This window comes from Desulfosoma sp. (assembly GCA_037481875.1).
Classification (GTDB): domain Bacteria; phylum Desulfobacterota; class Syntrophobacteria; order Syntrophobacterales; family DSM-9756; genus Desulfosoma.
Genome location: JBBFKY010000007.1, coordinates 1 through 14,309, shown reverse-complemented (window position 1 = coordinate 14,309; position 14,309 = coordinate 1). Strand labels below are relative to the sequence as shown.

The following is a 14,309-nucleotide window of genomic DNA, read 5'->3' as shown; positions in this document are numbered from 1 at the left end:
GGAGCTTGGACAGGCTTCAGGAGAACTCCCCCCGTTGCCCGACATGAATACACTTATCCTGCCTGAATTTTTCTAAAGTCGGCGATATGGTTGAACAATTCATGAACAGCCGTCAAAAGCGCCAAGCGATTGCGGCGCACGACTGGATCGGGATCCATGACCAAGACGGCTTCAAAAAAGGTGTCAACGGGGGAACGCAGCTCGGTGAGACTTTCCAGGGCGGCCGCGTAGTCACCTCGGGCCATCTTTTCCAACACATCCGTCTGCACACGACCGTAGGCTTCATAGAGTGCTTGTTCTGCAGGAAGCCTCAGCAGTTCCGGGCGTACGGGTTCCGGTTCACCTTCTTTGATGATGTTCCCCACACGCTTGAAGGCCAAAATCAAAGCCTCGAAATCATCGCGCTGTGTAAAATCCGCCAAGGCCTTGACTCGAAGCACCGCATCCACGGGGTAGGCGATCCCTGAGGCCAGGGCGGCTTCGACGATATCCGAAGCGTAGCCTTCCTGTGTCACCAAGTGGTGATGCAGACGGCCGCGGAAAAAGTCCAGCACGCCTTTTTTGACTGTCTCGGCCGGTTCAGTCATCTTGGGCCGCAGAAGCGGCAGTGCCTGATCGATGAGTTCTTCCAGAGAAAAACGCAATTGTTTTTCCAGGATGATACGTAAAATTCCCAGAGTCTGACGACGCAGGGCAAAGGGGTCGGCGGTTCCTGTCGGCAACAGTCCCACACCGAAACAGCCCACAATGGTGTCGATTTTGTCGGCAATACTCAGCACCGTGCCTTCCATGCCTTCCGGCAGTGGTCCTCCCGCACGAATGGGCAGGTAATGCTCATAGATAGCCTGAGCCACCGATTCCGGTTCTCCCTGTAGCCGAGCATAGGCTCGACCCATAACCCCTTGAAGTTCCGGAAATTCGCCCACCATGCCGCTGACCAGATCCGCTTTGCACAGTAAGGCGGCTCGGAGCACATGATCCATGGAGTCGGGGCAGAGTCTTTCACAGAGCCATTTGGCCAGCTGGGTGAACCGTTCCACCTTTTCCCAGCTGGTGCCCAGTTTGGCATGAAACACGACCGATTTCAGGGCTTCGGCGCGATCTTCCAGCTTCACTTTTTGATCTTCTTCGTAATAGAACCGCGCATCTTCAAGTCGAGCCCGCACCACCCGGGCGTTTCCTGCAGCTACCACATCCGCGTCTCTAGGGATGGTGTTGGCCACCGTGACAAAATGCGGTTTGAGTTTTCCCAAGTCATCCACCACCGCAAAGTAGCGCTGATGTTCCTTCATGACGGTAATGAGCAGTTCCGGGGGCAAAGCCAGGTATTTTTCTTCAAAGGATCCGAGAAGCGGGTAGGGGTATTCCACAAGGTGCGCGACTTCATCCAAAAGCTCTTCATCCTCGAGAATCCGCCCGCCAATGGAAGCCGCCTTTTCTCGAATGCCTTCCAAGATGAGTTGCTTGCGTTCGGCCGTGTCCAATATGACCTTGTTTCGGCGAAGATTTTCTCGATGATCCGCAAAGTTTTTCACCTCCAGCCATTGGGGGCTCATAAAGCGATGCCCAAAGGAAAGACGTCCGCTCCGTACATCACCGTACGTAAAGTCCAGGACTTCGTTCCCTAAAAGACAGACGATCCAATGCACCGGCCGTGCGAAGGTTACGGAAAGATTGCCCCAACGCATGGATTTGGGAAAAGGAATGTGGGCGATAAAGTCCGGAAGCATACGTTCCAGTAGTTCCTTTGTGGGACCTCCGGCTTCTTCCTTGACTAAAGTGACATATTCCCCTTTGGGGGTCGCCTTGATGGTCAATTGCGTCACATCGATCCCTTGATTTTTGGCAAAACCTTCAGCGGCTTTCGTAGGACGTCCTTGTTCGTCAAAGGCGACGGATTTGGGTGGCCCGATGATTTCCACCACCGTGGGTTCCTGTCTTTCGGCCACATCAGGAATCCAAAGACACAGCCGACGCGGGGTCCCCGTGGTTACGGGTTCTCCGTGCCCAATACGATGATCGTCCAGAAAGCGCACCATCTGTTGGGCCATGGATTCCAAAGCCGGCACGATATAACCAGCCGGAATTTCTTCACTGCCGATTTCCAAATAAAACTCTTGTCCCATAAGGTCCCTCATCTTCTCCTGGAATGAAAATCGATGCCGCCTTCCGGGAATCTCTCAGTCCTTGAAAGCGTTCTTTTTGAGCAAAGGATATCCCATGGCTTCCCTTTGAGCTGCATAACCGTGGGCGGCCAATCGGGCCAGGTTGCGCACGCGGGCGATATAATTGGTGCGTTCGGTCACGCTGATGGCCCCTCGCGCGTCCAACAAGTTGAACACATGGGAACATTTCAGGCAGTAGTCGTAGCAGGGAAGCACCAGGCCTCGGTCTGAAAGGCGCAAGGATTCTTTTTCGTACATGTTGAAAAGTTCCAGAAGCATGGAGACATCCGCTTCTTCAAAATTGTAATGGGACCATTCCACCTCGCCCTTGTGATGCACGTCCCCGTAAGTCACATTGTCGGCCCACCGCAGATCGTAAACGTTGTCCACACCCTGTAGATACATGGCGATACGTTCCAGACCGTAGGTAAGTTCCACGCACACCGGAGAAAGGCTGATGCCTCCCGCCTGTTGAAAATAGGTGAACTGGGTGATCTCCATGCCGTCCAGCCAGACTTCCCAACCCAGTCCTGAAGCACCCAAGGTAGGAGATTCCCAGTCGTCTTCCACGAAACGAATATCATGGTCCAAGGGATCGATGCCGAAGCTTTTCAGGCTTTCCAGATAGATTTCCTGGCTGTCGGGCGGAGATGGCTTGAGAATCACCTGATACTGGTAATAATGCTGCAATCGGTTGGGGTTTTCTCCGTAACGACCGTCGGTGGGACGTCGTGATGGTTCCACATAGGCCACCTTCCAAGGTTCCGGTCCCAAAACGCGAAGAAAGGTGGCCGGATTGAAGGTTCCCGCTCCCACTTCCAAGTCGTAAGGTTGTTGAATGACACACCCTCTTTCGGACCAAAACGTGTTTAGAGCATGAATGAGTTCCTGAAAAGTCATGACGACTCCTTCTTGGTGCAGGATGACCCTGCGACAAAACTCTCGGCCCCCAAAGCCCCTTAAACCGGGGATCTTTCATTCAAAAAAACCCTGTAAATTTCGATCTCTAATGGGCAAGGGAAACTTCTGTCAAGGGAAAAGCTTGGGGCTTTATGGGGAGCTTTATGCTGGATGTCACCGTTGCTGAGGAAGGCATTGGACCGGGCGGAGTGGTTTTTACCGTTGACGTTGCCCATGGCCTCACGCCATACACAAAGAGAAAGACAGGTTTTTTGAAAAACTTGTTCCTGAAGTTATAGGCATGAAGAAAACGGAGGCGCATGGAAAAGGCTATGGCCGAAAACGTGGTGCAAAGCGTTCCGGAGGCTTCGTCCAGCAAACCGCCTCGCAACAACAAGCAATCTCTCAAAAGGGCTTTTGTCGGCGTGGCTCTTGCCGGGTTGGTGGTCGGAGGGCTTTCCTGGTGGATCTTTTTCAAGGACAAGGAAACTACGGACAATGCCTATGTCATGGCCGATGCGGCCGCGATTTCTTCCCGGATTCCCGGAACCATTAGGGCCGTTTTCGTGGAAAACGATGACGCTGTCCTTCAGGGCCAGGTCCTTATCGAGCTGGACACGGCGGATGAACAGGCACGATTGGAAGAAGTGGAGGCGGCTTTGCACCGAGTGCAGGCGGAAATTCAAGCAGCGCGCGTTACCGTGGACTATGTAGAAAAAACCACGCTGGCGGCGGTCACAGCCGCCCTGGCGACTTGGAACGCCGCTCAGGCTCAAGTGCAAGCGGTACGAGAAAAGGTCTCAGAAGCCACTCAGGAACATGAAGCCGTGCTCGCCGAATTCCGGCATGCCAAACGGGATTGGGAACGCTATGAAGCCCTGGCTTCTCAAGGAGCCTCTTCGGTGCGGGATCGTGACCGTATGAAAACGGCCATGACCAAAGCTCAAGCGGCCGTGGGAGCTTCGGAGGCGAGGCTTCGGTCGGTGGAAGCTTCTTTCCAGGCGGCACAGAAGGAAGCTTCCATGGCGGAAGCCCGTCTCCAGGAAGCTCAGGCAAGCCGCCTGAGGGTGCACGTGGAACAGGAACGTCTCAAAGCCCTGACGGCCCACGCCAAAGAACTGGAAGCTCGAAGGGACATGGCTCGACTGAATCTTTCCTACTGTCGCATCACCGCTCCTATCGCCGGTTTCGTGGCCCAGAAAAAGATTCAGTTGGGAGAACGTATTCTTCCCGGCCAACCCCTTCTCGCTGTCGTACCGCTTCAGGAAGCTTACGTGGAAGCCAATTTTAAAGAAACCCAGGTGGAAAACATTCGTATCGGACAGCCGGTTTACATTCGAGCCGATTGTTATCCGGGGCGTAGATTTTCCGGGACGGTGGAAGGCATTCGTGCTGGAACCGGGGCGGCCTTTTCTCTTTTTCCACCGGAAAACGCCACCGGCAACTGGATCAAGATCACGCAACGTGTCCCGGTCAAGATTCGACTCACCGATCCCTTTTCTCCGGAATATCCTCTAAGGCTTGGTTTTTCTTTGAAAGTCACCGTGGACACTTCTGATCAGAACGGCCCGCGGTTGCGGTTGCCTGAACGAAAGGCATCCCGATGAACCCGTCCAATCCGGATCGGCGCAAATGGGCCATTGCCCTTACGGTGATCATCCCCACCTTCATTGAGGTGATGGACACAAGTGTGGTCAATGTGTCCTTGCCCCATATTCAGGGCAGCTTGAATGCGGGTTTGGATGAAGTCACCTGGGTGCTGACGTCCTATCTGGTTTCCAACGCCGTAATCATTCCTATCACTGGATGGCTGGCCGGTCTTTTTGGACGGCGTAATTATTTGTTATTTTCCATAGTTGTTTTCACAGTGAGTTCCGTGCTGTGTGGTGCGGCACCGTCTCTGGAAGTTCTTGTGGTGGCTCGAGTGCTTCAAGGGTTGGGAGGAGGCGGGCTTCAGCCTTTGTCCCAGGCTATTTTGTTGGAAACCTTTCCCGTTCGGGAACACGGTGTGGCGATGGCGGTTTTCGGCATGGGAGTGGTGTTTGCACCCATTTTGGGTCCTGTGCTCGGAGGTTTCATCACGGACAATTGGTCTTGGCGTTGGGTTTTTTACATCAATGTGCCCTTGGGAGTTCTGGCCGTTTTTATGGCCATGCTCTTTGTGCAGGATCCCCCATATATTCGAGCGCGTACCGTCCGTATCGACCACTGGGGTTTGGCCCTTCTGACTGTGGGGTTGGCTTCTCTTCAGGTGGTGCTGGACAAGGGTGAAAGGGAAGACTGGTTTGCTTCGAATTTCATCGTCACTTTATCCATCGTGGCTGTAGTGACGCTGACAGCTTTCGTCTTCGTGGAGCTTCGTGCCTCTCATCCCGTGGTCAATTTAAGGGTTTTTAAGGACAGGACCTTTGCCGCCGGAAACATCATCATGTTTACCGGGTACTTTTGCCTTTTCGGAAGCATCGTTCTTTTACCTCTATATCTGCAAAATCTCATGGGTTATACGGCCCTGTTGGCCGGCTTGGTGCTTGGCCCGGGAGGTCTGGCAAGCCTCATGGTCATGCCTATCGCGGGAATTCTCATGAAACGCGGTGTTCCTCCGAAGCGCTTGCTGGCTCTGGGACTGATTCTGGCCGCTGTGGCGCTGACCCTCATGTCCCGGTTTAACCTACAGGCGGACTTTTTTTCCGCAGCGTGGCCCCGTATTGTTCAAGCCCTGGGAATGGGCCTTTTCTTTGTGCCGCTTTCCGCCGCCACTTATGTGAATATTCCTCGAGAACACATGGGAAATGCGACCGGAATCTTCAATTTGTTACGTAATCTTGGAGGCAGTTTCGGTGTGGCTGTGAGCACCACCGTGTTGTCCCAACGCTCTCAATGGCACCAAAACATGCTCGTGGACCACCTCACGCCTTTTGATCTTCCATTTCGACGTGCCATGGACAAAATGCTCACCGTGATGGGTGGGGATTCGGCATCGTTTTACGATCGTAAACTTGCCATGGCGGGTATTTATGGGGAAACGCTGCGACAAGCCGCCATGATGGCTTTCAATGACACCTTTTGGATCTTTGCCTGGATGACCGCCGCCCTTGTTCCTGTCACCTTCGTTATGAGGGGTCCTCAAAGGCCCCAGACCACGGTCATGGAGCCTTAAGGGCGTTGCTGATTTTTTCCATAAGAACCTCAACAGAATAGGGCTTGGCCAGAAAATCAAAGGCTCCGGCAACAAGAATATCCTGAATGGAGTCATTGGCGGAAAAGCCGCTGGCCACTATGATTTTGGCATTGGGACGAAGGCTCAAAAGTTTTTCCAGGCATTTGCGGCCCCCCATTCCGGGCATGATGAGGTCTAAAAGGACCACATCAATGTTTTTCCCTTCCCGCGCAAAAATCTTCAAAGCTTCTTCACCGTCGGCGGCCGTGATCACACGATGGCCGAAAAATTCCAGCATTTCCTTGCCGGAAACTCTCAGAGACTCCTCATCGTCCACAAGGAGGATGGTGGCCGGAGGGGAAGCTGAGGCACCGGCTTTGTCCGGAATAGGCTCCTCCTCGTTTGAAGCCGCCTCGCGCAGGGCGGGAAAGAAACAATCGAACCGAGTCCCTTGACCGACGCGACTGTCGCACAATACGGCTCCATGATGATTGGCCATGATGCCGTAAACCATGGAAAGACCGAGACCTGTGCCGAACCCCAGAGGCTTGGTGGTGAAAAAGGGCTCAAAGATGCGATCCAGCACGTCTTGGGGAATGCCTTTTCCTGTGTCTTCCACGCTAAGACAGACGTAAGAGCCCGGTCTTAGCCCGGAAGAGTGCTCTTCAAAAAGATCGATCCGTTGAGTTCGAAGCGTCAGGGTGCCTCCGTCGGGCATGGCGTCCTTGGCGTTCACCGCCAGGTTCATGACCACTTGAGCCACTTGGGACGGATCGGCATGCACGGCGGGAATGTTGGAAGCGGTTTCCAGCTTAATGGTGATCATTTTGGGCAAAATACGAGCCAACATATCTTTGATTTTGATGAGTTCCCGGTTGAGGTCCAAGCGGCGAAGATGGGGTTCCATCTTACGGCTGAAGGTGAGAAGATTCCGCGTAAGTTCACGACCTCGTTGAACCCCCTCAAAAATTTTTTGAAGCCATCGGCGATCGGTTTCCGTGCACTGGGAACGATTGATCAGGAGTTCTGCATATCCCTGAACGGTTTGAAGAAGGTTATTAAAATCGTGAGCGATTCCGCCGGCTAGGGTGCCCACGGCTTCCATCTTTTGAGCGTGGGCAAGCTGCGCTTCCAGTTCCTTTTCTCGTGTGAAATCTCTGGCGAAATTGATGGTGGCCGGTTTTTCGTTCCATTGGACCAAGATGGCGTTAATGTTGATCCACAGCGTGCGGCCGTCTTTAGTCAGAAAACGAAAGGTGTAGGAGCTGGGAACGGATTCGCCAGCAAGACGTTTTCGATGCAGGTTCAGCACCGAATCGCGATCTTCCGGATGCAGAAGTGTGGCTACAGAAAGACGGGCAATTTCGTCGTCTTCGTAGCCGCATAGTTGTCGAAACCTGGGATTCCAAAATTGAAACCTTTCATCTTGAACAACAAAGATGGCATCATTGGAATGGTCGACGATAAGTCGGTATTTTTCGTCCATGTCGCGCAAGGCGCGTTCTGTCCTCTTTCGGCCTGAAATATCTCTGTAGCTGGCATAGATGGCCACCATCACGCCGTCTATGTAAATAGGAGCGGCCGTGACGGCCACATCCACAAGGCTACCGTCTTTGCGTTCTCGGCGGGTTTCCACGTCGAAAGGAAGCCCTTTTAATGCCTTTGTGGAAAGATCTTCGGCCTCCGAACGCATTTGGCGTGGAGCCACAAGATCGTTAATAAAGGCCCCGCGAGCTTCTTCGGCGGAATACTGAAAAAGCTTCGTAAAGGCCCGGTTGATCATGACCACGCGATCGTGCGCATCCAGAATGGCGACGGCGTCGGGAGAATGTTCAAAAATGGCTTCGAAATACGCTTTCTGCAGGCGAAGGTCGTTTTCGGTGAAGTCTGGTTTCATGCACGCCCTCAGGGTTTGCGAGATCGAGCCTTCTCAAAGACCCACGCACAGTTACCACAAAACAAAAGGGCTGAGCTAGAGACAATTTTTCACGATCTGCTATTCAAGATGAATAAAGGCACTGCTTCAGGGACAAGGCGTTTTGCACCGCATAACCCTCAAAGTCATTGTCGAAGTAAATGAAGGTTTCGCGGTTCCAAGAGCGGATTTTATCGGCCCAGGTTCGAATTTCTTCTTCGGTGTAGCTGGAAGCATAGAGCTTTTTGGAACCATGCAGGCGAATGTACATGAAATCCGCTGTGACGGCTTCATGGTAGGGGTATCGACCAGCCGTGTCCGAAACACAGAAAGCTAGGCCATGGAATCGAAGCTGGTCCAAGAACCGGTCGTTGATCCAGGAACGATGACGCACTTCCACGGCCACACGTTTTAAAGGCGAAAGCTGCGCCGCAAAGTCTTCAAAGAGAGTGGAATCATAAGTCAGGCTTGGTGGCAATTGAAAGAGAACCGGCCCTAGTTTTTCTCCAAGCAGAAGAGCTCGCGACATGAAGAGTTTCAAAGGCTCTTCCACCTGGCGCAGACGACGGTTGTGCGTGATAAGCCGAGAGGCTTTCACGGCCCAGCAGAATCCTTTTGGTGTTCGCTCCTTCCATAGGAGAAAAGTCTTTTCCGAGGGAAGCCGATAAAAGGTGGCGTTGCATTCCACCGTGTCGAAATGGTTCGTGTAATAATGCAGCCATTGAGAGGTGGGCAGTTTGTCTGGGTAAAATCGGCCCCGCCAGTGACTGTAATTCCATCCTGACGTGCCTACGCGACATGGTGCCTCCATGAAGCGGCCTCCTTGAAGTTAGTGCGAAAACCGGCTTTTCCGAGGACCCGGAATTTACTCCCGGAACGGATTTTTCCCAGGAAGCGCAGGTGTTCCGCCCGTACAAACGGCGGACCCAAGTGCTGTGCTTCCGGGAAAAGCATTAGGCACCTTCATTCCTGAACACGTTTTTTTCTTGACGACGCAGTCTGGATCCGCAGCGTCATGTACCATAGAGGCCACAAGAAAACCATGGATGGTATGGAATCGAGGGGGTTGAGGCATGATGCCGATGCACAAGGTCAAGAGGCGCTCTGAGAGACCAGGGCGCGAAGTTTACTGATAAGAAGTTTGCCGTCCTTACGTTCCAGGTGCCATCGAACCAGGCAGTCCATGTGAGATTCCTTGAGCACATCCAGGCAAAAAGCTTGAAAATAACCGTCGGGCACGGCCTTTTGAAAAGCTTCCAGATCGGAGGCACGCAAAATCTTCCAGCCATCGAAAGGCTCATAGACCGCTTCAAAGGTGATTTCTTCCTGACGGTTCAATTGAAGCCGGCCTCGAAACGTCAAAAAAAAGAACCGACGGCCTTTCGCTTCGGCCGTCACCGACGATGTCTGTTCCAGAATGTAGGCCATAGCGCACAATCCGTCTCCGCAAATTGCCGTGCCGGCGTGGAATCGAACCTGCCTCATCGGCATCATTGTTTTTATCGTCATGATGGGCTGAAGGCTTGAGGAAAAAGAAGAAGGCCGTAACCTTCGGAAGGTTGAAAGACACGGAAAGCTAGGGCACATGCGTGACCATCGAGAGGATGCTCCAAAGGCTCATCTCCAATTATAATGAAACGGGACTAGGCGATTCGTCATTCTTCTTGTTTCGCGGGATTTCGTCCTGTAGCATTTTTCAGAAAGGCAATCCCACAAAAGGGGCTTCATGGCCCTTATGGTAAAGCCTCGTCAGGAAAGCAAAGGGGAGAAAATTTTATGGGCATGAGTGTTGCCCTGTACAGAAAGCTGGAGCGCGTGGCGCCGGATCTTCGAGACGCTCTCTTGAGTCTCTTTGAAGAGGTGGAACGAAACCGCGAAGAATCGGTGAGCAAGCCCGAATTTAACGAATTCAAGGACATCGTTCGGGATTTGGCCGAAGCGCAGAAGCGTACGGAAAAACACGTGGAAGAGCTGGCGGAAGCGCAGAAGCGTACAGAAGCGCGTATGGAGGAGCTGGCGGAGGCTCAGAAGAAGACGGAAGCCCGGCTGGATAGCCTTGCAGCCAAAGTGGAAGAGCTGGCGGAAGCTCAGAGGCGTACAGAAGCTCGCATGGAGGAGTTGGCGGAGGCTCAGAGGAAAACGGAAGCTCGGCTGGATAACCTTGCAGCCAAAGTGGAAGAGCTGGCGGAAGCTCAGAAGCGTACAGAAAAAGCAGTGGTCGGGCTGTCCCGGGGCCTCAAGACCACTCGAGAGCAGGTGGGAGGGCTTTCCCGGAGCATGGCCTACGCCTTGGAAAACGAGGCCTACCGGAAACTTCCGGCGTATCTGGCTTCCGTTTACGGAATTCAAGTCAAGGACCGAATCGTGCGGGCCGACGTGGCGGATGAGGAGGTCAATTTCTTCGCACGAGCCCAGAAAGATGGGAAGTCTTTGATCCTTATCGGTGAATCGGTGCTGCGGCTGGATGACACATCTAAGCTCAAAAGCCTGCGTCTCAAACTGGACAAGATCACCCCCATCATGGCTGAAGAGCTGATGCCCATCGTGGTCACCCACTACGCCAAGCCAAAGGTCCTGGAAAAGGCCCGGGGAGCCGGTATCCTAGTCATTCAAAGTTTCGAGTGGGATTGAGCTTGACCGATTCTACGACGTAGGGACGAAGCGGCGCCTCGCCCTTACCGAAGACGGCGGATTTCTGGGAGCTTGTGCGAGTGCTCGGAATACCAAAGGTCTTTCATGGCATTTCAAGTTAGGGTGTTAGGGTTTGGGGTATAGGGCTGGGGCTGCGCCTCGCCCTCACAAGTTGCGTTTTCTGGGATCCGTATGTCTTTCCCGCATGCGAAACATATCTGAAGTCCGCGCTCCCACCGAAAACGCCGGTTTTAAAAAGGAGAACGCGCAGACATTTTTAGGAGCGCCTGACACCGCGTTTCCTGACGACGTTGACACCGATAAGCCCGTGTGGTAGACAGAGCGCCATTGAAGGCACGGGTAACGTTGTGGGCGACTAGCTCAGTGGAGAGAGCGTTGGTCTCCGGAACCAAAGGTCCCGGGTTCGATCCCCGGGTCGCCCGCCACGACGAAAAACACCTCAAAGGTAATTTCGTACCTAGACGAAACCCCAGGTTTGAATACCTAGGATTGGGAGCTGAAATCATTGATAGATCTGCATACTCATATCCTTCCAGGCATGGATGACGGCGCTTCCTCGTGGAGGGAGGCTATGGACATGGCCAGCGCGGCTGTGAAGGATGGCATAAAAGTCGTCGTTGCTACGCCGCACTGGAACAAAGGAATCTATGACAACCGCCGGGAACGCATCCTTGCCATGACCGCCGAACTTCGAAAGCGTTTGGATCGTTCCGGAATCTCCTTAGAGGTGTATCCGGGATCGGAATTGCGGCTTCACCCGAGGATTCCCCATGGCGTTCATTGCGGCCGGCTCATGACCATAAATGATGGAGGCCGTTATCTTCTTGTGGAACTTCCTTCCACCTTTGTTGCCGCAAAATTAAACGCTTTTCTTTTTGAGGTGCAAAGCTTGGGGATGACACCCGTGATGGCGCATCCCGAACGGAACCCGCTCGTGAGGTATCATCCCGAGTAGCTGGAAGAATGGATTCGTCGCGGAGTGCTTGTCCAGATGACGGCGCAAAGTCTTTTGGGAGAATGGGGAAAAGAAGTGCAAAGGTTCTCCGCCGAATTGCTGGAAGAGGGTCTTGTCCACATCATGGGTTCCGACGCTCACGATGCGGAATATCGCCCGCCCAAACTTCGAGAAGCCCTTTTGCTTGCTGCGGAGCTTATTGGTGAAGAAGCGGCCAGGGCTCTGGTGGACGGCGTCCCCAGGCGGATTCTTCAGGGAAAACCAATCATCTCGGCAATACCACTTTCCGGTGTCGGACGTCGAAAGCCCTCTCTTTGGAAGCGCATTTTTGGAGCGCCATGAACCAGAGCTCATCAATTTCCCCCGATTTAATTGGATTTGGATATTTTTAAACTAATCAGGGTTTATAAGGATCCTGGGATGACCCGTGGGACTAGGCCTTTTCGTGGAAGCTGTCTTGAAAAGTGTTTCGTGTAAGGGGCACAGAGCCTACAGCAGCACAGGGCACACAGCTACCAAAAGCGACAGAACCCTTAAAGCCGAAAAAAGGGCACACAGGAGGGAGTTACCAAAAACCGAGTAAACCTTTGGTAAGCTCCGGTCGCCAGCCGGCTCTAAAGCAGCCGGAAACTGCGAAGCACCTCGGCCAGTTTCTGATCCTCCATGGAAAGCCTTCGAAGAGCGTGAACCAGATCTTCCACTTTACCCTCTTTTTCTATAGCCTCTACCGCTTCTTCCTTGGCCTTGCGGATTATGGTTCGGCGATCCCAATAGGCAAAACCTATTACCACCGCGGTCAGGGTTGTAAATATCCCCACCAGCATCCAAAGAAAAGCTGTTAATTGCTCGAAACGGCTTCGTACCTCCTCGAAGCGCTTATCTGCCTGCTCGAAGCGCTTATCTACCTGCTCGAAGCGTTTGTTCATATCTTCACGCAGCTCTTCGAAGCGCTTGTCCATCTGCTGCATGAAAACCTGGAGGGTGGCCTCGAGCCTTATGAGCCTGTCTCTGTCGTCCTGAGTGAAACCTTTCTCTTGAGCCCATGCACCGGTCACGCCTAGGGGTATTAGGCTCAAAATCATTAACATAGCACCAAAGCGTCTCATGGTTCGCGACCTCCCTACTAAACTGTACAGCAAGGGACCGCGGGCGTCCATCAAACAATCCTTAGCCCAGTAAAAAGAACCAAAATTCCCCTGGGAAATATTCCCAGGAAACCAAACAGTTCTTACCCAAATCCGCTTTGAGCGAAAATGGGTAACAACTCATAATCCTCTGTTGGAAAGCCCAAGGCTCATGGCCTTGCTTCGCTGCCTTGCCAAGCTCAAAAAGGTCCGCAGAGTTTTTATCATGATATTTCCTGCCAAGTGAAGCCTCTCGTCAGGGTGCATTTCCCTTCTGAGAATCCCTAAACCTGAGGATTCCCAAATGAAATCTAGATCCACTTATGGCATCGGTGGCCATCCTGTTTATTTCCCTGGCCCGAGTTGGTCACATATTAGCACAGAAAGGCCCAGAGTGACCGGTTTTGGCCCTCTAAGTCATTAAAAACACGGGTTGCAAGGGTCAAAAATTCACCGGAATGCGTGAGGTGTGGTGGAGCGAGCTGAATTGCTGGCATGGTGATCCTGTTTTGATCAGTCGACGATGCCCTATTTCGGCCATTGCCCGAATCATCTGCTCTCCGGTGGCAGAAAAGTGGTCATGACTTGGATCATTGAGCTGTTTTCGGGCATACCTTACCCCCGTTCAACGTGAACATAGAATAGGTCCAGGCTCTTGCAACGACTGCCTTTTGCGTTACCCAGGGGAAAAATGAGTCATTGAGTCATTAAGTCATTGAGTCACTGAGTCATTAATCTTAATCCGTGAGATTGTGTCTATACATAAAAGTATCATTCCTCATGTATCCTATGGAATTTCATTCGCTTTTGTGCTCTAGGGTCTCCTGACACAATTTCACCCGGCAGGTGCGCTGATGAAAAAAATCGAGATTGAACAATCTTCCAAGGCCTTTTACAGCGGGCACTCGGGCCTGGTTCTTGTGGGCCATTTGATCAACGGCAGCACGGACCTCTGCCAACGCTTGGAAAAGGAAGTTCCGGGACGGCCGGTGATCTCTCATGCCGATGTGGTCAAGACCTATGTGGGGCTTTTGTGTCTGGGGAAAAGCGACTTTGAAGCCGCCGAGGGGGTTGTCTGCGATGACTGGTTCAAAGAGGCTCTGGACATCGAAAAGGTTCCTTCGCAGGAAACCTTGCGACAGCGCTTCGACAAGCACGCGAGAGTTTTCGAACGTCTTGCCGGCGCCGCCAGCGTTGAACTGCTTGAGAGGGCCCAGGTTCCTGTAACGCCTCTTTCCACAGGGGATGTGGCTTTGGACCTGGATGTGTTTTGCCTGGACAATTCCGACACAAAGAAACAAGGGGTGTCGCGGACGTCCCAGAACGATGAGGGATACGCTCCCATTGCGGCCTACCTCGGCCGAAAGCGATGGTGTCTGGGCATGAAGCTTCGCCCGGGGTCTCAGCATTCCCAGAACGGATTTGTGGGGTTTCTGTGCAA

General features: G+C 52.9%; 10 protein-coding genes, 1 tRNA gene and 1 pseudogene. 6 read left to right on the top strand and 6 right to left on the bottom strand.

Going from position 1 to position 14,309, the window contains the following annotated elements; genetic code table 11:
• Positions 1 to 53: 53 nt before the first annotated feature.
• Positions 54 to 2,138, bottom strand: coding sequence for a glycine--tRNA ligase subunit beta (glyS, locus tag WHS46_10295; protein ID MEJ5349060.1), 2,085 nt, complete (start codon positions 2,136 to 2,138; stop codon positions 54 to 56).
• Between the two features lie 42 nt (positions 2,139 to 2,180).
• Positions 2,181 to 3,065, bottom strand: coding sequence for a glycine--tRNA ligase subunit alpha (gene glyQ, locus WHS46_10290; GenBank protein ID MEJ5349059.1), 885 nt, complete (start codon positions 3,063 to 3,065; stop codon positions 2,181 to 2,183).
• Positions 3,066 to 3,385: 320 nt separating this feature from the next.
• Between glyQ and WHS46_10285 the strand changes: the two genes are divergently transcribed.
• A complete protein-coding gene (locus tag WHS46_10285; protein ID MEJ5349058.1) occupies positions 3,386 to 4,672 on the top strand; it encodes an HlyD family secretion protein in 1,287 nt (428 codons plus the stop codon).
• Positions 4,669 to 6,222, top strand: coding sequence for a DHA2 family efflux MFS transporter permease subunit (locus WHS46_10280; GenBank protein ID MEJ5349057.1), 1,554 nt, complete (start codon positions 4,669 to 4,671; stop codon positions 6,220 to 6,222). The genes WHS46_10285 and WHS46_10280 overlap by 4 nt, the downstream gene beginning before the upstream one ends.
• On the opposite strand, the gene WHS46_10275 is transcribed toward WHS46_10280, so the two are convergent.
• The 3 genes from WHS46_10275 to WHS46_10265 all read right to left on the bottom strand — a co-directional run bounded on the left by WHS46_10275 (position 6,209) and on the right by WHS46_10265 (position 9,565).
• Positions 6,209 to 8,119, bottom strand: a complete 1,911-nt coding sequence (locus tag WHS46_10275; GenBank protein MEJ5349056.1) for a PAS domain S-box protein — start codon at positions 8,117 to 8,119, stop codon at positions 6,209 to 6,211. The two genes, WHS46_10280 and WHS46_10275, sit on opposite strands and share 14 nt — an antisense overlap.
• Positions 8,120 to 8,222: 103 nt before the next feature.
• Positions 8,223 to 8,948 (bottom strand): DUF72 domain-containing protein, encoded by a 726-nt coding sequence (locus WHS46_10270; protein ID MEJ5349055.1) that lies wholly within the window; start codon positions 8,946 to 8,948, stop codon positions 8,223 to 8,225.
• A gap of 281 nt (positions 8,949 to 9,229) precedes the next feature.
• Positions 9,230 to 9,565, bottom strand: coding sequence for a hypothetical protein (locus WHS46_10265; protein ID MEJ5349054.1), 336 nt, complete (start codon positions 9,563 to 9,565; stop codon positions 9,230 to 9,232).
• A 354-nt stretch (positions 9,566 to 9,919) separates the two neighbouring features.
• Between WHS46_10265 and WHS46_10260 the strand changes: the two genes are divergently transcribed.
• From WHS46_10260 to WHS46_10250, 3 genes and pseudogenes are all read left to right on the top strand, one after another.
• Positions 9,920 to 10,768 carry a hypothetical protein gene (locus WHS46_10260; GenBank protein MEJ5349053.1) on the top strand — a complete coding sequence of 283 codons (849 nt, stop codon included), beginning with the start codon at positions 9,920 to 9,922 and terminating at the stop codon, positions 10,766 to 10,768.
• Positions 10,769 to 11,138: 370 nt separating this feature from the next.
• A tRNA-Arg gene (locus tag WHS46_10255) sits at positions 11,139 to 11,214 on the top strand.
• 80 nt (positions 11,215 to 11,294) lie between these two features.
• Positions 11,295 to 12,086, top strand: a pseudogene (locus WHS46_10250) (CpsB/CapC family capsule biosynthesis tyrosine phosphatase).
• Between the two features lie 272 nt (positions 12,087 to 12,358).
• Here the strand turns inward: WHS46_10250 and WHS46_10245 are convergent.
• The gene (locus WHS46_10245) at positions 12,359 to 12,901 is read right to left on the bottom strand and encodes a hypothetical protein (GenBank protein ID MEJ5349052.1); all 543 of its coding nucleotides are present in this window, start codon (positions 12,899 to 12,901) and stop codon (positions 12,359 to 12,361) included.
• 821 nt (positions 12,902 to 13,722) lie between these two features.
• On the opposite strand from WHS46_10245, the gene WHS46_10240 reads away from it, so the two are divergent.
• A partial coding sequence (locus WHS46_10240) for an IS1380 family transposase (GenBank protein MEJ5349051.1) occupies positions 13,723 to 14,309 on the top strand: 587 nt, incomplete at its 3' end.

What these genes read in the sequence shown, in the direction of transcription:
- WHS46_10270 (MEJ5349055.1), bottom strand. Translation starts at nt 8,948, where the DNA reads ATGGAGGCACCATGTCGCGTAGGCACGTCAGGATGGAATTACAGTCAC.
- WHS46_10265 (MEJ5349054.1), bottom strand. Translation starts at nt 9,565, where the DNA reads ATGGCCTACATTCTGGAACAGACATCGTCGGTGACGGCCGAAGCGAAA.
- glyS (MEJ5349060.1), bottom strand. Translation starts at nt 2,138, where the DNA reads ATGAGGGACCTTATGGGACAAGAGTTTTATTTGGAAATCGGCAGTGAA.
- WHS46_10260 (MEJ5349053.1), top strand. Translation starts at nt 9,920, where the DNA reads ATGAGTGTTGCCCTGTACAGAAAGCTGGAGCGCGTGGCGCCGGATCTT.
- glyQ (MEJ5349059.1), bottom strand. Translation starts at nt 3,065, where the DNA reads ATGACTTTTCAGGAACTCATTCATGCTCTAAACACGTTTTGGTCCGAA.
- WHS46_10285 (MEJ5349058.1), top strand. Translation starts at nt 3,386, where the DNA reads ATGGAAAAGGCTATGGCCGAAAACGTGGTGCAAAGCGTTCCGGAGGCT.
- WHS46_10245 (MEJ5349052.1), bottom strand. Translation starts at nt 12,901, where the DNA reads ATGGACGCCCGCGGTCCCTTGCTGTACAGTTTAGTAGGGAGGTCGCGA.
- WHS46_10280 (MEJ5349057.1), top strand. Translation starts at nt 4,669, where the DNA reads ATGAACCCGTCCAATCCGGATCGGCGCAAATGGGCCATTGCCCTTACG.
- WHS46_10275 (MEJ5349056.1), bottom strand. Translation starts at nt 8,119, where the DNA reads ATGAAACCAGACTTCACCGAAAACGACCTTCGCCTGCAGAAAGCGTAT.